Origin of the sequence: Achromobacter sp. SD115 (genome assembly GCF_017355315.1) — a bacterium.
Taxonomy (GTDB): domain Bacteria; phylum Pseudomonadota; class Gammaproteobacteria; order Burkholderiales; family Burkholderiaceae_B; genus Achromobacter; species Achromobacter xylosoxidans_B.
In genome coordinates this window covers 1-18,424 of record NZ_JADIJM010000003.1, presented here as the reverse complement: position 1 = coordinate 18,424, position 18,424 = coordinate 1, and the positions used below count along the sequence as shown (strand labels likewise).

Annotated in this window: 15 protein-coding genes and 1 tRNA gene; 10 read left to right on the top strand and 6 right to left on the bottom strand. The window is 64.8% G+C overall.

Annotated features, from left to right (window positions below):
• Window positions 1–169 precede the first annotated feature (169 nt).
• Complete coding sequence (gene ppx, locus IPU70_RS04715; RefSeq protein WP_207465381.1) at window positions 170–1,657, bottom strand: exopolyphosphatase; 1,488 nt, start codon at window positions 1,655–1,657, stop codon at window positions 170–172.
• A 219-nt stretch (window positions 1,658–1,876) separates the two neighbouring features.
• On the opposite strand from ppx, the gene ppk1 reads away from it, so the two are divergent.
• The 5 genes from ppk1 (at window position 1,877) to pstB (ending at window position 8,236) form a co-directional block, all read left to right on the top strand.
• The gene (gene ppk1 / locus IPU70_RS04710) at window positions 1,877–3,952 is read left to right on the top strand and encodes a polyphosphate kinase 1 (protein WP_207465379.1); all 2,076 of its coding nucleotides are present in this window, start codon (window positions 1,877–1,879) and stop codon (window positions 3,950–3,952) included.
• A 362-nt stretch (window positions 3,953–4,314) separates the two neighbouring features.
• The gene (gene pstS / locus IPU70_RS04705) at window positions 4,315–5,355 is read left to right on the top strand and encodes a phosphate ABC transporter substrate-binding protein PstS (protein WP_207465378.1); all 1,041 of its coding nucleotides are present in this window, start codon (window positions 4,315–4,317) and stop codon (window positions 5,353–5,355) included.
• 158 nt (window positions 5,356–5,513) lie between these two features.
• A complete protein-coding gene (pstC, locus tag IPU70_RS04700) occupies window positions 5,514–6,530 on the top strand; it encodes a phosphate ABC transporter permease subunit PstC (RefSeq protein ID WP_013395583.1) in 1,017 nt (338 codons plus the stop codon).
• 26 nt (window positions 6,531–6,556) lie between these two features.
• Window positions 6,557–7,411 carry a phosphate ABC transporter permease PstA gene (pstA, locus tag IPU70_RS04695; RefSeq protein ID WP_013395582.1) on the top strand — a complete coding sequence of 285 codons (855 nt, stop codon included), beginning with the start codon at window positions 6,557–6,559 and terminating at the stop codon, window positions 7,409–7,411.
• Between the two features lie 48 nt (window positions 7,412–7,459).
• The gene (gene pstB, locus IPU70_RS04690) at window positions 7,460–8,236 is read left to right on the top strand and encodes a phosphate ABC transporter ATP-binding protein PstB (protein WP_013395581.1); all 777 of its coding nucleotides are present in this window, start codon (window positions 7,460–7,462) and stop codon (window positions 8,234–8,236) included.
• Between the two features lie 54 nt (window positions 8,237–8,290).
• On the opposite strand, the gene IPU70_RS04685 is transcribed toward pstB, so the two are convergent.
• On the bottom strand, window positions 8,291–9,643 hold the full coding sequence (locus tag IPU70_RS04685) for an aromatic acid/H+ symport family MFS transporter (RefSeq protein WP_207465376.1): 1,353 nt from the start codon (window positions 9,641–9,643) through the stop codon (window positions 8,291–8,293).
• 256 nt (window positions 9,644–9,899) lie between these two features.
• On the opposite strand from IPU70_RS04685, the gene IPU70_RS04680 reads away from it, so the two are divergent.
• Window positions 9,900–9,976 (top strand) — tRNA-Pro (locus tag IPU70_RS04680).
• 82 nt (window positions 9,977–10,058) lie between these two features.
• Here IPU70_RS04680 and IPU70_RS04675 read toward each other — a convergent pair.
• Window positions 10,059–10,295, bottom strand: a complete 237-nt coding sequence (locus tag IPU70_RS04675) for a hypothetical protein (RefSeq protein ID WP_207465374.1) — start codon at window positions 10,293–10,295, stop codon at window positions 10,059–10,061.
• 299 nt (window positions 10,296–10,594) lie between these two features.
• On the opposite strand from IPU70_RS04675, the gene IPU70_RS04670 reads away from it, so the two are divergent.
• On the top strand, window positions 10,595–11,566 hold the full coding sequence (locus IPU70_RS04670) for a tripartite tricarboxylate transporter substrate binding protein (RefSeq protein WP_207465372.1): 972 nt from the start codon (window positions 10,595–10,597) through the stop codon (window positions 11,564–11,566).
• 31 nt (window positions 11,567–11,597) lie between these two features.
• Entirely contained in the window at window positions 11,598–12,758 is a 1,161-nt protein-coding gene (locus tag IPU70_RS04665; RefSeq protein ID WP_207465370.1) for an MFS transporter, read from the top strand.
• 11 nt (window positions 12,759–12,769) lie between these two features.
• Here the strand turns inward: IPU70_RS04665 and IPU70_RS04660 are convergent, their stop codons facing one another.
• The 3 genes from IPU70_RS04660 to IPU70_RS04650 all read right to left on the bottom strand — a co-directional run bounded on the left by IPU70_RS04660 (window position 12,770) and on the right by IPU70_RS04650 (window position 15,750).
• On the bottom strand, window positions 12,770–13,555 hold the full coding sequence (locus IPU70_RS04660; protein WP_207465368.1) for a GntR family transcriptional regulator: 786 nt from the start codon (window positions 13,553–13,555) through the stop codon (window positions 12,770–12,772).
• Between the two features lie 83 nt (window positions 13,556–13,638).
• Window positions 13,639–14,634, bottom strand: coding sequence for a CoA ester lyase (locus IPU70_RS04655; protein ID WP_207465366.1), 996 nt, complete (start codon window positions 14,632–14,634; stop codon window positions 13,639–13,641).
• Window positions 14,635–14,682: 48 nt separating this feature from the next.
• A complete protein-coding gene (locus IPU70_RS04650; protein WP_207465363.1) occupies window positions 14,683–15,750 on the bottom strand; it encodes a MaoC family dehydratase in 1,068 nt (355 codons plus the stop codon).
• Between the two features lie 220 nt (window positions 15,751–15,970).
• On the opposite strand from IPU70_RS04650, the gene IPU70_RS04645 reads away from it, so the two are divergent.
• Together IPU70_RS04645 and IPU70_RS04640 are read left to right on the top strand one after the other, a co-directional pair.
• Window positions 15,971–17,137, top strand: a complete 1,167-nt coding sequence (locus tag IPU70_RS04645; protein ID WP_013395570.1) for an acyl-CoA dehydrogenase family protein — start codon at window positions 15,971–15,973, stop codon at window positions 17,135–17,137.
• Window positions 17,134–18,378, top strand: a complete 1,245-nt coding sequence (locus IPU70_RS04640; RefSeq protein ID WP_207465361.1) for a CaiB/BaiF CoA-transferase family protein — start codon at window positions 17,134–17,136, stop codon at window positions 18,376–18,378. The genes IPU70_RS04645 and IPU70_RS04640 overlap by 4 nt, the downstream gene beginning before the upstream one ends.
• Window positions 18,379–18,424 lie beyond the last annotated feature (46 nt).

The window sequence follows — 18,424 nt, the reverse complement described above, 5'->3', positions numbered from 1 at the left end:
GCGCCGCCTGCTCCGCCGCATGAAGATCAGGCTGATACGGCGAGCCACCCGGCCCTTGCGCATGGAGCTCAAGCGGCTCGATCGCGAAACGGATCTTTCGCCGTTCTAGATGACGCCGGCCCCGCAGTGCGGGGCCGGATGCAAACGATGCCGGCGTGCGGCCTGTTCCTCAGAACTCCAGCAGTTCGAACGAAAACCCGACCTTGTTCCACTCGGCCTCTTCGGCGCGCAGCGTGAAGTCGCTCAGGGGGTGCTGCGCCAGCCATTCGCGGTTGACCCGCACCACGATGGAGTTGTCGCGCACCGAGGCCGTCAGCGGCAGCGGCTCGATTTCGTTGCGGCGGCGGAATAGCAGCACCGCCAGGCGCAGGCTGAGGATAGCCTTCCATTGCGCGCGCGACCGCACCAGCGGTTCCAGCTTGGTCAGCTTGCCCTGGTGGCCGAGTGCCAGCAGCGCCAGCAGTTGCTGATCAGCGCGCGAGAAGCCCGGCATGTCGGCGTTTTCCAGCACGTAGGCGGTGTGCTTGTGGTACGCGTTGTGCGCGATGGACAGGCCCACTTCATGCAGGTCGGCCGCCCAGCCCAACGCGGGGCGCAGCTCGGCGCGTTCCGGGCCGTCCGGGAACAGCGCGTCGAACAGCGTGAGCGCGGCGTGGTGCACGCGGCGCGCCTGGTTGACGTCGACGTGGTAGCGCTTCATGAACTGGCGCACCGATTCGTCGCGCTTGTCGTGCTCATCGTCGCGGCCCAGCAGGTCATACAGCACGCCCAGGCGCAGGGCGCCGTCGCCGGTATGCATGACGTCGATGCCCAGTTCGTCGAACAGGGCGCTCATGATGGCCAGGCCGCCCGGCAGCACGTCCGAGCGTTCGATCTTGATGCCGGGCAGTTCGGATGGAACCACGCGGCCCGAGCGGATGATGCGTTCCTTCAGCTTGTTCAGACCGGCGCGCGTGATGCCGCGGTCCGAGAAGCGGCATTCGGTCAGGATGGCGAACAGCGCCTTGGCCGTGCCGGAGGAGCCGTAGGCCTCCTTCCAGCCCATCTTGCGGTATTGCTTGGCGATGACTTCGATCTCGCGGCGCGCGGCCAGTTCGGCCTGCTTCATCTGATGCGCGTCGACCACGCCATCCGAGAAGAACTGGCGGCTGTAGCTGACGCAGCCCATGTAGAGCGAGGACATCAGCCCGGGCTCATGGCCTTTGCCGATGATGACTTCGGTGGAGCCGCCGCCGATGTCGATGACCAGGCGTTTGTTGGGCGAGGGGGGCAGGGTGTGGACCACGCCCGAGAAGATCAGGCGGGCCTCTTCGCGGCCGGCGATGACTTCGATGGGAAAGCCCAGCGCGGCTTCGGCGCGCGGCAGGAAGTCGCGGGTGTTGCGGGCGACGCGGAAGGTGTTGGTGGCGACGGCGCGGACCCGGTTGGGGTGGAAGCTGCGCAGGCGGTCGCCAAAGCGTTCCAGCACCGCGATGGCCCTGTCGATGGCGTCATCGCCCAGCCGTTTTTCGGAGTCCAGGCCGGCCGCGAGCCGGACGGTTTCCTTGAGGCGGTCGATCTGATAGATCTGGGGCGTACCGTCCTGTTGAACGATGCGTCCGATGGAGAGGCGGAAGCTGTTGGACCCAAGGTCCACCGCGGCCAGAAGTTGATCCATGCGGCTCGTAATATTGGCTGAGAGGTGGGCCGATTATAGAGACCCCATGTGACAGCGTTCCCGATTACGCTTTTTTTCTTACGGAACAGGGGCTTGCGGCGCATAGCCGGCCCGCTATATGTCCCGCTTTTAGCGTACGCTACGTTTTTGGCGTAGTGTCATGGAACCGTCACTTTTTTGCAGTAAAACTCCACGCTCTCCCTACGTATGGAATCCGGTATGCCCTCACGCCCTCCTGCCGAGCCCTTGCTTCTGAACCGCGAGCTGTCGCTGCTGAAATTCAACGAACGCGTGCTGGCGATGGCGGAGAGCCCCAAGACTCCCTTGCTGGAACGCCTGCGCTACGTGTGCATCGTCAGTTCCAACCTGGACGAGTTCTTCGAGATCCGGATTTCCAGCCTGAAGGAGCAACAGCGCCAGTCGCCGAACCTGGTGGGGCCGGATGGTATGACGCCGGACCAGGCGTTCGAGAACGTGCAGCAGGCGGTGCACGAACTGGTCAACCGCCAGTACAACCTGCTCAATGACGAGATCCTGCCGGCCATGCATGCCGAGGGCATCTCGCTGCACCACGCGTCCGAGTGGAATCAGCAACAGCAGGAATGGGCGCGGGACGTATTCAACCGCGACGTGATGCCGCTCCTGACGCCTATCGGGCTGGATCCGGCGCATCCGTTTCCGCGCGTCTACAACAAGAGCCTGAATTTCATCGTGTCGCTGTCCGGCGCCGACGCCTTCGGCCGCCAGGCCTCGATCGCCGTGGTGCAGGCGCCGCGCGCCTTGCCGCGCCTGATCAAGATGCCGCAGGAGCTCTCCGGCCAGCCCGAGGGCTACATCCTGCTGACCTCGCTGCTGCGCGCCTTCGTGGGCGAGCTGTTCCCGGGGCTCGAGATGCTGGGCTGCTACCAGTGGCGGGTCACGCGCAACAGCGACCTGTTCGTGGACGAGGAAGAAGTCACCAACCTGCGCCACGCCTTGCAGGGCGAATTGTCGCAGCGCAACTTCGGCGCCGCGGTGCGCCTGGAAATCGACAAGCTGACGCCGGTCGAACTGGAGCACTTCCTGCAGCGCGAGTTCTCGCTTAAGGCCGAGGACACCTACCGCGTGCCCGGACCGGTGAACCTGTCGCGCCTGATGCAGCTGTGCAATTCGGACTCGCGCCCGGACCTGCTGTTCCCGGATTACCGGGCGCCCGTGCCGGCGCCATTCGACCGCGTGGGCGACAAGCCGGCCGAGCTGTTCGAGGCCGTGGCCGAGCAGGACCGCCTGCTGCACCATCCCTACCAGTCCTTCCAGCCAGTCATCGACTTCCTGACCGCCGCCGCGCTGGATCCGGACGTCATGGCGATCAAGCAGACCATCTACCGCACCGGCGAGGATTCCGAGCTGATGAAGATCCTGCTGGCCGCCGCGCGCGCCGGCAAGGAAGTGACGGTGGTGGTGGAGCTGATGGCCCGCTTCGACGAGCAGACCAACATCAACTGGGCCTCCAAGCTGGAAGAGGTGGGGGCGCACGTGGTGTACGGCGTGGTGGCGCACAAGACGCATGCCAAGATGGCCGTGGTGTTGCGCCGCGAAAAAGGGCGCTTGCGCCGCTATGCCCACTTGGGCACGGGCAACTACCATCCGCGCACGGCGCGGCTGTACACCGACTTCGGTCTGCTCACCGCCGATCCGAAGCTGTGCGAGGACATGGACAAGGTGTTCGCGCAACTGACCGGGCTGGGCGCGCGCCGCTCGCTCAAGGCGCTGATGCAGTCGCCCTTCACCATGCACGACGGCATGGTGGCGTTGATCCGCGCCGAGGCCCGCGCGGCCAAGGCCGGCAAGCGTTCGCGCATCATGGCCAAGATGAACTCGCTGCTGGAAGAGCAGATCATCGAGGAACTCTACAAGGCCGGTCAGGCCGGCGTGAAGATCGACCTGATCGTGCGCGGCGTGTGCGCGCTGCGCGCCGGCGTGCCGGGGCTGTCCGAGAACATCCGGGTGCGTTCCATCGTCGGCCGCTTCCTGGAGCATTCGCGGGTCTTCTATTTCTACGCCGACGGCGAAGAGACCGTGTACCTGTCGTCGGCCGACTGGATGGACCGCAATTTCTTCCGCCGGGTCGAGATCGCCTTCCCGATCTACGACAAGACCCTGAAGAAGCGCGTCATCGACGAAGCCTTCACCTATGCGCTACGCGACAACCAGCTGGCCTGGCAGCAGCAGGCCGACGGCGACTACGCCCGCGTCAAGAGCCGCCGCGAACCCTTCAACCTGCACCAGTACCTGATGCAGAAGCTGGGCGTGTAACGTCCCGCCGTCCCACAGCCCCGCCGCCGTCCCGGGGGGGGGCAGGGCCGCGGGGCGGTGTTCCAAAGCAGACCGCCGTTCCCCCGTCCGCTCTCTCATTCCCGCGCTCTCCCTCGTCTCTCGGGCTTGCCCGCGCGCCCTCGGCGCCGTTCGAGGCAGTGCGTCCCCCAATCCAGGCCGTGCGGATCCGGCTCCGCCGGTCCGCCACCGGCGCCCCCTGGGGGGAGGCGCGCAGCGCCTCGGGGGGACAACATGACTGTCACTATCCTGTCATGTGAGGCTTTTAATATTCGAGGGTCGCTGAAAGACAGGCAGTTTCCAAAGCCTGCCAGACTCCTCCAACGAGCACAGAAGGAACCCTGATGTTCAAACGTGTCTTCAAACAAGTTTCCCTGGGCGTCGCACTGAGCGCCGCCGTGTTTGCCGTCCAGGCCGCCGACGTGACCGGCGCCGGCGCATCGTTCCCGTACCCGATCTACGCCAAGTGGGCGTCCGACTACAAGGCTGCCACCAACAGCGCCGTCAACTACCAGTCCATCGGTTCGGGCGGCGGCCAGCAGCAGATCATCGCCAAGACCGTCGATTTCGGCGCCTCGGACGATCCCATGAAGGCAGCCGACCTGGAAAAGAACGGCCTGCTGCAGTTCCCGGCCGTCATCGGCGGCACGGTTGCCGTGGTGAACGTCGACGGTATCGAACCCGGCAAGCTGAAGCTGTCGGGCCCGGTCCTGGCCGACATCTTCCTGGGCAAGGTCAAGAAGTGGGATGACGCCGCCATCAAGGCGCTGAACCCCGACCTCAAGCTGCCGTCGGCCGACATCATCGTCGTGCACCGTTCGGACGGCTCCGGCACCACCTTCGGCTGGACCAACTACCTGTCCAAGGTGTCGCCGGACTGGAAGTCGACCGTGGGCGAAGGCAAGGCCGTGAAGTGGCCCGTGGGTCAGGGTGGCAAGGGCAACGAAGGCGTCGCCGCCTACGTCGGCCAGCTGAAGAACTCGATCGGCTACGTCGAATACGCCTACGCCAAGCAGAACAAGCTGGCCTGGACGCAGTTGCAGAACAAGGACGGCAAGTTCGTCCAGCCGGAGCAGAAGGCGTTCGCCGCCGCGGCTGCCAACGCCGACTGGAAGAGCGCGCCGGGCATGGGCGTGGTCCTGACCGACGAGCCGGGCGCCGATTCCTGGCCCGTCACCGCCGCCACCTTCATCCTGATCCACAAGTCGCAAGACAAGCCGGCGCAGGGCAAGGCCGTGCTGGAATTCTTCGACTGGGCCTTCAAGAACGGCGCCAAGTCGGCTGAAGCCATGGACTACGTGCCGCTGCCGGAAGCCGTGACCAAGGAAATCCGCGCCGCCTGGGGCGAAGTCAAGGCCGCCGACGGCAAGGCCGTCTGGAAGTAAGTGATGGAGCGCGGGGGAGACCCGGCAACAATGCCAGCCTCCACCGCGCACTCCATCGGCGACCGTCCCCAGAGCTGCGCAATGGCGCAACGACAGGGACGGTCCGCAGCAAGACCTTCGAAGTTCTCCCCCCAAGGTTTCCTAAGGAAAGTCCATCCATGAGCGCGGTAATGGATAATAGTGTGCCGCTTCCGCCCAGCGTGGCGGACTCCGTGACTACCGGCACGCCTTCGCCTATGAAGCAAAATAAAAACGCGCTGATGGATGCGCTATTCAAGAATCTGACCCGCCTGTTCGCCTTCCTGGTGTTCATCCTGCTGGCGGCGATTCTTGTTTCCCTGATCTACGGCAGCCGCGAATCGCTGGCCAAGTACGGCCTGTCGTTCCTCTGGCTCAACGATTGGGATCCGGTCAATTCGAACTACGGCGCCGTGGTGCCTATCATCGGCACCTTGCTGACCTCGGCCATCGCCCTGATCATCGCCGTGCCCGTGTCTTTCGGCATCGCCATCTTCCTGACCGAACTGTCGCCCACCTGGCTGCGCCGCCCGCTGGGCACCGCGGTCGAAATGCTGGCCGCCATTCCGTCCATCATCTACGGCATGTGGGGCCTGTTCGTCTTCGTCCCCGTATTCCAGCAGTATGTGCAGCCCTTCATGATCGCCACGCTGGGCAGCCTGCCCGTGATCGGCGGCATCTTCGCAGGCCCGCCCTTCGGCATCGGCATCTTCACCGCCGGCCTGATCCTCTCGATCATGATCATCCCGTTCATCGCCGCCGTCATGCGCGACGTGTTCGAACTGGTGCCGGCGATGTTGAAGGAATCCGCCTACGGCCTGGGCAGCACAACCTGGGAAGTGATGTGGCGCGTGGTGCTGCCCTATACCAAGTCGGGCGTCATCGGCGGCATCATGCTGGGCCTGGGTCGCGCCCTCGGCGAGACCATGGCCGTGACCTTCGTCATCGGCAATGCCTTCAAGTGGTCCGGATCGCTGTTCTCGCCGGGCAACTCGATCGCCTCGGCGCTGGCCAACGAATTCAATGAAGCGGGCGGCATACAGAAGTCGGCGCTGCTGGAACTGGGCCTGATCCTGTTCCTGATCACGACCATCGTGCTGGCCCTGGCCAAGATGCTGCTGGTTCGCCTGTCCGCCGGCGAAGGCAAGAAAACCTGACGCGGCGCGAGCACAAGGAAAAGATCATGGCTGTATCCGTACTCAATATGCAGAACGGCACCTATCGCCGGCGCCGCGTGATCAACCGCATCATGCTGACCGTGTCGCTGGGGACGCTGATGTTCGGGCTGTTCTGGCTGTTCTGGATCATTCTGACGCTGTTGATGAAAGGCGCTCCTGCGCTCTCGTACACGCTCTTCACCGAGATCACGCCGCCGCCGGGGCAGACTGGCGGCCTGATCAACGCCATCTTCGGCAGCGTGATGATGGCTGGCGTGGGCACGCTCATCGGCACGCCCGTGGGCATTCTGGCCGGCACCTACCTGGCCGAATACGGCCAGCGCGGCTGGCTGGCGCCCGCCACGCGCTTCCTCAACGACGTGCTGCTGTCGGCCCCGTCCATCATCATCGGCCTGTTCATCTACGCCGTGTATGTGGCCCAGGTCGGGCACTACTCGGGCTGGGCCGGCGCCATCGCGCTGTCCATCCTGGTGATCCCGGTCGTGGTGCGCACCACCGACAACATGCTGCTGCTGGTGCCCAACAGCCTGCGCGAAGCCGCGGCCGCGCTGGGCTGCCCCAAGTGGCGCATGATTACCCTGGTGTGCTATCGCGCCGCCAAGACCGGCATCATCACCGGCGTGCTGCTGGCCATCGCCCGGATCTCCGGCGAAACCGCGCCGCTGCTGTTCACTGCGCTGTCGAACCAGTTCATGTCCCTGAACATGAATGGCCCGATGGCCAACCTGCCGGTCGTGATCTATCAATACGCCGCCAGCCCCTTCAAGGACTGGAACAACCTGGCATGGGCCGGCGCCACGCTGATTACGCTGCTGGTGCTGGGCATCAACATCATTGCCCGCAACATGTTCCGCAAGTAAAGATCGCTTTGCCGGCGCGCTGGGCGCGCCGGAGCCAAGGGAAACCAAATGGAAAATACCGCTACCGCCGTCAAGAACAAGATCGAGGTCAAGAACCTGAACTTCTACTACGGCAAGTTCCATGCGATCCGCAATGTGAACATGTCGATCCAGGAGAAGAAGGTCACCGCCTTCATCGGCCCGTCGGGCTGCGGCAAGTCCACGCTGCTGCGCACCTTCAACCGCATGTTTGAACTCTATCCCGGCCAGCGCGCCGAGGGCGAGATCATCCTGGACGGCGAAAACCTGCTGACGGCCAAGACCGATATCTCGCTGATCCGCGCCAAGGTCGGCATGGTGTTCCAGAAGCCCACGCCGTTCCCCATGAGCATCTACGACAACATCGCCTTCGGCGTGCGCCTGTTCGAGCGCCTGTCCAAGGGTGAAATGGACGAGCGCGTGGAATGGGCGCTGAGCAAGGCCGCGCTGTGGAACGAAGTGAAGGACAAGCTGCACCAGAGCGGCAACAGCCTGTCGGGCGGCCAGCAACAGCGCCTGTGCATCGCTCGCGGCGTGGCCATCAAGCCCGAAGTGCTGCTGCTGGACGAGCCGTGTTCGGCGCTGGATCCGATTTCGACCGCCAAGATCGAAGAATTGATCGCCGAACTGAAGAACGACTACACCGTCGTCATCGTGACGCACAACATGCAGCAGGCCGCGCGCTGCTCGGACTACACCGCCTACATGTACCTGGGCGAGCTGATGGAATTCGGCCAGACCGACCAGATCTTCGTGAAGCCTACTCGCAAGGAAACGGAAGACTACATCACGGGCCGCTTCGGCTGAGCGCCGGGTTTCGGTCTTACGAAAAAAAGGCGCGCTTTTCGAAGCGCGCCTTTTTTACTGCTGCAGCAGGGCCTGCTTGGTCCCTGCTGCGGGCTGTTCCTGGACGTTGCCCGCATGGCGGCCGGGAATCAGCACCACGAACACCGCTGCCAGCACCGCCGCGCAAGAGAAGGCAATGAAGTTCCAGGCCAGTGGCAACTGCAGGCTGGCCAGGTAGCCGCCCACGATGGGGCCGCTCATGGCGCCGATGCGGGCGAAGGACAGCGCCCAGCCCGTGGCCGCGCCGCGGGCGTGCGCCGGATAGTAGCCCGCCAGATAGCCCGTCAGGATCAACGACGAGGAAATGCTGCCCACGCCGGCCAAGGCGACCCAGACGTAATTCACGGCCAACGGGTTGTTGTAGGTCAGGCAGTAGATGCCCACCGCGCCCGCCAGGTAGAACAGCGCCACGATCTTGCGCGGTTCGGTCTTGTCGGCGAAGCGGCCCAGCACCAGGCCGCCGATGGCCGAAGCCAGGCTGAACACCAGCAGGAAGGAAATGCTGGAGCCCAGGTCATAGCCGTTCTTGCGCATGATCTGCGGCAGCCAGGTGTTCAGGCCATACACCAGCATCATGCCCAGGAACAGCGCGCCCCAGAAGCACAGCGTGGCGCGCAGATGGCGCGGTGCGAACACCGCCGCCATGACGTCGCGCCAGGTGGATTTTTCGCCCGTCACCTCGCGCGGCCGGAAGGATTCCAGCGAGGTGATGCCCAGGCGCTGGGCCTGGGCGCGGGCGCCGGCTTCGTCCCCCTTGGCCAACAGGTATTCCAGCGATTCGGGCAGCAGGCGCGCCAACACCGGCACCAGCAGCAAGGGCAGGGCGCCCACCACGATTACCGACCGCCAGCCCCAGTGGCTGAGCAGCGCCATGGCCACGGCGGCCGAGCACAGGATGCCCAACGAATAACCCGAGTACATCACGCCATAGTTGAAGCCGCGCTTGGCCGGCGGTGAATACTCGATGGTCAGCGCCGCCGCCACCGGTATCACCCCGCCCAGCCCCAGGCCGCCGATGAAGCGGAACACCGCGAACCAGGTCGGCGTGGGCGCCCAGGCCGCGCCTATCATGGTCAGCGAGAACAGGGTGACGCAGCCCAGCAGCATGCGCCGTCGGCCCAGCAGGTCGCTCAGGGTACCCACGGCGAACGAACCCACGAACATGCCCGCCAGCGCGTAGCTGCCCAGTACGCCCAGTTGCAGCGAGGTCAGTCCCCAACTCTTGTCCTCGGCCAGCGCCGGCAGCACGGCGCCCATCACGCCGACGTCGTAGCCCTCGAACAGAATGGCCAGCCAGCAGACGAAAAGCACGGTATGGGTGGTCCGCGCGGGCGTGGCCCAGGCGGTTGGAGCTGAGGCGTTTGCCATGTGTTTCCCGATGCATGTTTATGGGGTTGTGCCAGTGTGCCTGCTGATTCCAGCAGGCATTCCGGCGCGAAAACACAGGGCGGCAGGCCTGGCGGCCCGTCCTCTGGCGGCATCCACCGCAGCGTCGGAAGCCGCATTTAATTTAGGCTTGAAATATATAGGTGTCAAGCAGAGAGGCCTGGCGCGAACCCCGTGCGATGCTCGGTGGGGGCGGGAATAGGCCGTCCGTCCGGTATCTGGTATAGTTGCCACCCTTCGGGGCGTAGCGCAGCCTGGTAGCGCATCTGCTTTGGGAGCAGAGGGTCGTGAGTTCGAATCCCACCGCCCCGACCAATGAAGAAAGGCCGTCAGCGACATATCGCTGACGGCCTTTTTGCTTGCGCGCGCGGTTTTCGGCTGTCGAAAGCCGCCAGCCTCAGGCCAGCCGCAGCAGCCGCCGCATCATCTCAGTCAGCTTCGGTTTGACTGCCTCCTCTTCGAGGCGCAGCGGACCCGGGTCCGCCAGCATCATCAGCGAGACCGTCCCTATCAGCATCTGCATGGCGTCGCGGATTTCCGACTCGACGTCCTCGCCAGGCTTGGCCTGAATCTTGCGCGCCAGGGCTGGCACGAACACGGTATGGATGTGGTTATAGCCACGGGCATCCGTCATCCCGCCGGCACGGGATGGCGGATGTGGGGGAACGCCAGCCGTAGACCCGTGTTGGGCAGATTTGGCTTTCTTATATGTTCGTACAAATAGGTGCTGGAAAATTCTCAGAAATAAAACTCTCCAGTCAAATTTGCCCGTAATTTAGTCACTATCGTAATCCCTAGCGGCTGAATTCTTGTTTTAACGTAATATGTACGTACCTAGTTCTACGAAAGGGCCTGGGTGCAGACGGATGCGTATCCGTCAGGGCATGTACGAAAAGACCAGACGCGCTACAGCGTCGGCACGGAGGTGACAACATGGGCTGGTCAAGATTTGCATCGCGCGCTTTGCTATCGGCGTGCGCGCTATGGGCGGGCGCCGCGTGCGCGGAGTATCCCGAGAAAGCGGTGCGGATGCTGGTGGGGTTTCCCGCCGGGCAGACCACCGACGTGATTGCGCGCATGCTGGCGCAGCAGTTGACGGGTGACTTGGGGCAGACGTTCTTTGTCGAGAACAAGCCAGGGGTAGGGGCGGGGCTGGCCGCCGAGGAAGTGGCGCGATCGCGGCCCGACGGCTACACGTTGCTTGCCACGTCCAGCGGCCCGCTGGCGGTCAATGGCTGGATCTACAAGAACCTGCGCTATGACAGCAAGACGGATTTCCAGCCCCTGGCGATGATAGGCATCTTCCCGCTGGTGCTGGTCGTCCATCCCGAATCCCGTTTCAAGAGCCTTGCCGATCTGGTCGAATACGCCAGGAAGCATCCCGGCGCGATCAACTACGCATCGGGCGGCAATGGCGTGACCAATCACCTGGTGATGGAAATGTTCCAGCAGCGCGCCGGGGTGAAGCTGAACCACATTCCCTACAAGGGTGGCGTGGCGGCCATGACCGATGTGGTGGGCGGGCAGGTGGATGTCATGTTCGAGGTCGCGTCGATTGCCGAACCGCTGGTGCGCAGCGGGAAGTTGAAGGCGCTGGCCGTGGCGAGCGAGCAGCGTGTCGCCACGCTGGCATCGGTGCCGACCATCGCCGAATCGGGATATGCCGGGTTCCGCGGCGATCCCTGGATAGGCGTGGTGGGACCGAAGGACATGCCGCAGTCCGTCGTCGACAGGCTGGCCGGCGAAATCACCCGCATTGCGCAGGCGCCGCAATGGACCAAGCGCATGGCCGAACTGGGCGCCATTCCGCAGGTGATGGGGCCGGCGCAATTCAGCACTTTCATCGGCGCCGAAGTCGAGCGCTGGGGCGAGGCGGTGAAGGCGGCCAATGCCAAGGCGGAATGACGCTGGCGTCCAGCGGGACGGGCGGCGGCAGGTGGCGATACTGGCTTGCACGCTGGCGATCCAGGCCGTCAGCACCGCCGGCGCGCTGGCGTTCGCCGTACTGGTTCCGTTGATTCCCGGTGCGCGCACCGCGGAGGTGGGCCTGTTTCTCGCCGTGGTCTATGGCGGGGCGATGATGAGCAGCGCATTGAGCAGCGTGCTGGTCGGAAGGCTGGGGGCGGTGCGCGTATCGCAGGCCGCCCTGACTCTCCAGGCCGCGGGCCTGGCGGTGCTGGCGATCGAGGCGCCGTTGGCGCAGCACGCTGCGGCGCTGCTGTGCGGCCTGGGTTACGGCATCATCACGCCCGCCAGTTCGCACATTCTTGCGCGCACGACGGCGCAAGAGCGGATGTACACGGTTTTTTCGCTGAAACAGACCGGCGTGCCGCTGGGAGGCTTGCTGGCCGGGGCCATTCTGCCGGCGCTGGCGGCATGGTCGTCGTGGCGCATGGCCTTGCTTTTCCTGGCGGGGGCGGCCTGCGTGGTGGCGCTGGCTTCAGACTGGCTGCGCGCGCAATTGGACGAGCCGGCTGCGCCGCGCGCAACCGGGGCGGGGCAGTGGCACAGGCCCGTCATGGACGTATTGCAACGCGCGCAGCTGCGCACCATGGCGGGCATTTCGCTGTTGTTCTCCGCGTGCCAGCTTTCGGTCAGCGGCTACCTGATGGTGTTCCTGCAGCGGGATCTGCAACTAGGTGTCGCGCGCGCCGTGCTGGTCTACGCGGTGGCCCAGGGCGCGGGCATCGTGGGCCGCGTGGCATGGGGGCGGATCGCCGATCGGACGCGTTCGCCGCGTGGCGTGCTGATGCTGATCGGAGTGTTGATGGCGGGCAGCGCCCTGGGGCTGGCGTTCACGCCTGTGCAATCCAGCCTGCTCGTGCTGTGTCTGCTGGCAGCGATGCTGGGCGCGACGGCGATCGGTTGGAATGGCGTATTCCTTGGCGAACTGGCGCGTCTCGCTCCCGCCGGCAAGGTGGCGTCGGTGACCGGCGGGACGATGTTCTTCACGTACATCGGTGTCGTGATAGGTCCGCCGGCGTTCGGCTTCATGGCGGAGCGCTCCAGCCTGGGCGTGGCATATGGGGCGCTGGCCGTCCTGCCGCTGATGGCGCTGTTTCTGCTTGGTTCGAGGTCCGGCTGGCGCGCGGCTTGAGCGGCCGCAGCCTACGGATTGAGGCTGGGCTTGAGGCTGCGCTTAAGCTGGAACGCCACGGTTACCCGGTCGGCCGGGTAGGTGGTGTCGGTAATTTCGAGGATTCGTCCAGTCGCGTCCTTGTAGTGCCGGATGAGGCGCAGGCCGGCGCTGCCGGCCTGGACCCGCAGGCGCTCGGCCAGCGGGGCTTCGATCAGGGTGGCGGTGACCATCTGCCGGATTTCGTCGATGACGACCGCGTACTCGCGCTCGATCAGCGAACTGACCAGGGTCTGGGGCTGGAGCCGGATCGTGTCGACCAGGCCGGCCAGCGTGGCGTCGATATAGATGTCCGCCTGCGCCACGGGCGCGCCGGCCCTGCGCGCGTCTTCGCGCGTCCCGCTGAGCAGGACCCAGGAACTGCCCACAGGCGCCTCCAGGCGCCGCGCCTTATTGCGGTCCAGGGTGACGTGGCGCACGTCCTCGATGGCACGCACTTCCGTGGCCGCGACGCGTATCAGGTCTTCGGGCGTGCCGAACGATTGCACGAAAGCGGTGTCCGGATTCGCGCTTTCGACCAGGGTACCCACTGCCTTCTTGCGCGAGATATAGCCCAGGTCTTCCAGCTTCTTCAGCGATGCGCGCACCGTATGCCGGCTGACGCCATACTGATCCGCCAGCTCGTGTTCCGTGGGCAGCAGGCTGCCGACCACGTGCCGGCCTTCCTGGATGTCCCGCAACAGCGTATTGGCCAGTTCCACATAGCGTGGCTGGCCGCCAGCGGATCCGGTCGGGTTGTTCTTTCGGGTGGCGGTCATGAGGTGCCTGGAAGAGGGGGCGTGGGCTTCGGGAGCATTGTAAGGCCCCTGCCTTCCTCCGGACCTCGGACCGCCCGCGCGGTTCAATCGGCGAAGAAGCGGCGTTGCGCCTCGGGCGGCAGCGCCATGCCGGTAATCCTGGCCTTGCGCAAGATCTCCCAGAAGTAGCGGTAAGTGGCGCGGTCGTGGAGTTCGCCTTCGTACTGGATCGGGCCCCAATCGCTGTCCTGGGCGGCCAGCAGAATATTGGCCGCATCCTCGACTTCCGAGAATTCGGGCTGCATTGCCTGCACAATGGGTTGGATCTGCGCGGGGTAGATGCTCCACATGCGCAGAAAGCCGAACTGCCGGCGCGCGCGCCCGGCGTCGTCGGCGATGATGCCGGGATCCTTGAGATTCAGGCATACGTTGTGGGCTGGGACGACGCCATGGGCCAGCGCCGCGGCCACCACCTCGGCCTTGGCGCGCACCAGCAGCGCGTGTTCGAACTGGCCCGGGCTGCGCATGGCGCTGGCCGCGATGGCGCCATGGTGGCCGCTGACGAAATCCATCAGGCCGAAATCCAGCACCTCGACGGTAGGCAGGGCGGCGATCGGGGAGGCATCGCGCAGGGCGCCGTGGGTCTCCACCAGGACATGGGCGGGGATCTGTCTTTCCAGGCCGGCCTTGCGCGCGGTCTCGCCGATATAGCCGATGACCTCGGCGGCCTGCTGCCAGCTGGTGGCCTTGGGGATGGTGATGTAGGCGACACGTTCGCCTGCCTGGCTCACGATGATGTCCACGTCCTGGCGCCAGGCGGGATGGGACGGATCATGGATGCGCGCGCCGGCCCGGTCAAACTTGTTGCGTGCCGAGTTGATCATGCCTGCCACCATCTCGGCATGAACGCGTTCCTGGCCGGCCGCGGCGCCGTCCTCGCAATCGCAGGTGATGTCGAAGACGGGACCGTACTCGGCCTGCAGGTCCATGGCCTTGCCGATCAGCTTTTCGCTGCCTGCGAAATGTTCGCAGACAGGCAGCACAGGGAAGGGGCTTTCGCCAGCGAAGAGCGCATCGCGGGGATGGATGGCAGTAGTCATGTCGGTGCTCGCAAGGGATGTGGTTGAAGGCGGGTTCGCTCTGGCCGGTCAGACTCGGCGCCTGGGCATGGCGATGGTGTAGTCGATGTCCAGCACGACTTGGGCCGGATGGCTGGGCCGGCCGGCGCCGGGATCGAGAAAGGCGATGGATGCGGCACCGGCGTTCTTGATGCCGATGGTGCGCAGGCGCAGGGCGCCCATGTGAGCCTGTCCCAGGTCGATGCGTTGCAGCACTGTGGTGGCGCAGGCGATGGTGTCGCCTGCGTAGCTGGGGTTCACGTGGCTGCCGCCATTGATGGCCAGGATGGAGAGGCCGTTTTCCAGTCCGTCGTAGGACAGGGCGCGGCATAGCGACATGACATGCCCGCCGTAGACCAGCCGTTGGCCGCCTTGCGCGGCCATGGCGTGACCGTCGAAGTGGGCCCGCGCGGTGTTCTGGTAGAGGCGCGTGGCGATGCTGTGATCGCTGTCATTGATGGTCATTGCGCCAGGGTGGTCGATGCGTTGGCCCTCGTCGTAGTCTTCCCAGAGCTCCTCGGCGCCCGTCACTTCGGTAATGCGCAGGGCTTGCGGCGTGTATCCGTGCTGCCTTAGCTGCGCGGCGCCGATGGCCGCTTGCATTGAGGGCACCAGGGTTTCGGGGCATGCGGCCTGCGGGTCCCTCTTGTGCACCATGACCCAGCGCACCCATTGCAGGATCTGCTGGTGGCGCTGGTTGCGCGCGATCGAACGCACATAGACGACGCCTGTCTTGCGGCTGGAGTTTTCCTTCAAGCCGATGATCTCGGACTCGACGGCGAGGGTATCGCCCGGGTACATGGGCGCGGTGAACTGCACTTCCGCGTAGCCCAGGTTTGCCGCCGCGTTCAATGAAATGTCCGGCACGGTCTTGCCGAAGGCGGTGTTGAACACCAGCAGATCCTCGAGAGGCCAGTTGCCGCAACCCAACAGCTCGGCATTGCTGTGGGCGGTGTGCAGCGCGCTGCGGCTGCCGGTGAGTCCGATATAGAGGCTGCGGTCGCCGTCGGTGAGGGTGCGCGGCGTGGCGTGGCGGATCTTCATGCCCAGCCGGAAGTCCTCGAAGAAATTGCCCCTGCGGTCATTGCTCAGTCCCATCTGCCCATTCTCCCGTCCGGGGTGCGCGGCGCCGGTCTGGCCGCGTTGCTGTTTAATGTTCGTACATATTGCATATCAAAAACCGTCATGTCAAATCCTGGAAAGCAAGAAAAACAAGCTTATATGGCGAATTTTATTTTTCAAAAAGGGTTGCACGGCAGCTTTCTCACAAATAATATGTACGTACATTTTGGGTGTCAATTTTTGGGCGAGGAAGAGAATGCAGGCACAAAGCGAAGAGCGGCGCATGATCCAGGAGGCCGCGCGCCAATTCACGATGGAACGCGTGCTTCCCGTGGCCAATCGACTGGACCCGGAGAAAGGGAAGATCCCTCGCGAACTGATCGATGAAATGGCCGAGCTAGGCTTTTTCGGCATCCTGATTCCCGAGGAGTACGGCGGGTTGGGGTTGGGCGCCTACGAGTACTGTCTGGTGGCGGAACAGCTTTCGCGCGGATGGATGAGCGTGGGCAGCCTGATCGCGCGCGGCAACGGGCTGATCGGCGCGCTCAAGGGCCTGACGCCGCAGAAGAAGGCGGAGTACCTGCCACGCATGGCGCGCGGCGAATTCCTCGGCGCTTTCTCCCTGTCCGAGCCCAACGCCGGTTCGGATGTGGCCAACATCTCCTGCCGCGCCGTGCGCGACGGCGACGACTGGCTGATCACGGGCAGCAAGTACTGGTGCACGTTCGCCGACGATGCGGACTTTATTCTGGTGATCTGCCGCAGCGACCCCGTGGTCGATCCGCAGGCGCGCCACAAAGGGCTGTCCGCGTTCATGATCGAAAAGCCGCGCGGCGAACTGCCGGAGGGCGTGCAGGGCAGCGTCATCCCCAAGATCGGGTATCACGGCTGGACGACGTGGGAGCTCGCATTCGACAACTGCCGCGTGCCGCACTCGGCCATGGTAGGGGACGAGGGCAAGGCGTTCTATCTGGCCTGCGCCGGCCTGGAAACCGCGCGTGCGCACACCGCGGCGCGTTCCATCGGCTTGGCGCAGGGCAGCCTGGAGGATTCGATCCAGTACGCCAAGCAACGGGCCCAGTTCGGCAGGCCGATAGCGGACTTCCAGGCCATCCGCTTCAAGATCGCCGATATGGCGACGCAGATCGAGGCCTCCCGCGCCTTGCTCTACGCCGTGTGCGAGAAGATCGATCGCGGCGTGCGCACGGACACCGAAGCGTCCATGGTCAAACTGCTGGCCAGCGAAATGAGCGAACGGGTGACCAGCGAAGGCCTGCAGGTCCACGGCGGCGCCGGCTACACCACGCATTGCGCCGCGGAGCGCTATTGGCGCGATGCGCGCCTGACCAAGATCTTCGAAGGCACTTCCGAAATCCAGATGCGCATCATCTCCGATGCGCTGCTAGGCAAGGTGCAGGCATGAGCCGGACGTTCCCCCAGGACTCCACGGGAGCGGCGGGCGCGCTCGCCGGATTGCGGGTGATCGATCTCACACAGATGCTGGCGGGACCTTTCTGCACCCAGATATTGGCGGACCATGGCGCCGACGTCATCAAGGTGGAAGGGATGGGCGGCGACGGCACCCGGGTGACGGGGCCATTCCTGGCCGAGGATGAGGCCCGGGACTACGGCGGGTACTTCCAGAGCATCAATCGGAACAAGCGTTCCATCGCCATCGATCTGAAGAGCGAGGCAGGCAGGGACATCCTGCGCCAGCTGATCGATGGCGCGGATATCGTCGTCGAGAACTTCCGGGCAGGCGTGATGGAGCGGCTGGGGCTCGCGTATGAAACGCTGCGGCAGACCAATCCCAGGCTTATTTACGGCACGGTGCGCGGCTTTGGCGATCCGCGCAGCGGAGCGAGTCCCTATGCGCATTGGCCCGCCTATGACGTGGTTTCGCAAGCGATGGGGGGAATGATGGGCATCACCGGGCCGAATGCGGATACCCCGACCAAAGTGGGGCCGGGCGTGGGCGACACAGTGCCGGCGCTGATGCTGTGCGTGGGCGTGCTGGCGGCGGTCCGCCATGTGCAACGGACCGGCCGGGGGCAATTCGTCGATGTGGCCATGACCGACGCCGTGCTGGCCATGTGCGAACGCATCGTCTATCAATACTCCTATACCGGCCAGGCGCCCAAGGCGGAGGGGAACCGGCATCCCTTGCTGTGTCCGTTCGGGTTGTTCCGGTCGCTGGACGGCCATGTGTCGATTGCCTGCGCGACGGATGCGTTCTGGGAGACGCTGGCCGGCCTCATCGGCCGCCCGGACATGGCCAAGGATCCGGCGTTCGCCACCAACGCGGCGCGCGTGCGGAATCAGCAGCAGGTCATCGATGCGGTGGAGGCGTACACCGCCGTGCACACCAAGGACGAGATCGGCGCGGCGCTGGGCGGGAAAGTGCCATTCGGGCCGGTCTACACCGCTGCGGAGATTTTCCAGGATGAGCACTATGCGCGTCGGGAGATGCTGGTGGAGGTGGAGCAGCCTGGCGCTAACCGTCTGGTAAGCATCGTAGGGGTTCCGGTCAAGCTGAGCGAGTCGCCGGGCGCGGTGCGCCGCCGCGCGCCGCTGCTGGGCGAGCATACGGACGAAATCCTGCAGGCAGCCGGCTACGACGAGGACGCCGTGGCGCGGTTGCGCGCGGCGCAGGCGGTTCGTTGATGCGCCTGCATCGAGATGAAGGATTCAAGCCATGGGAGATTGCCCG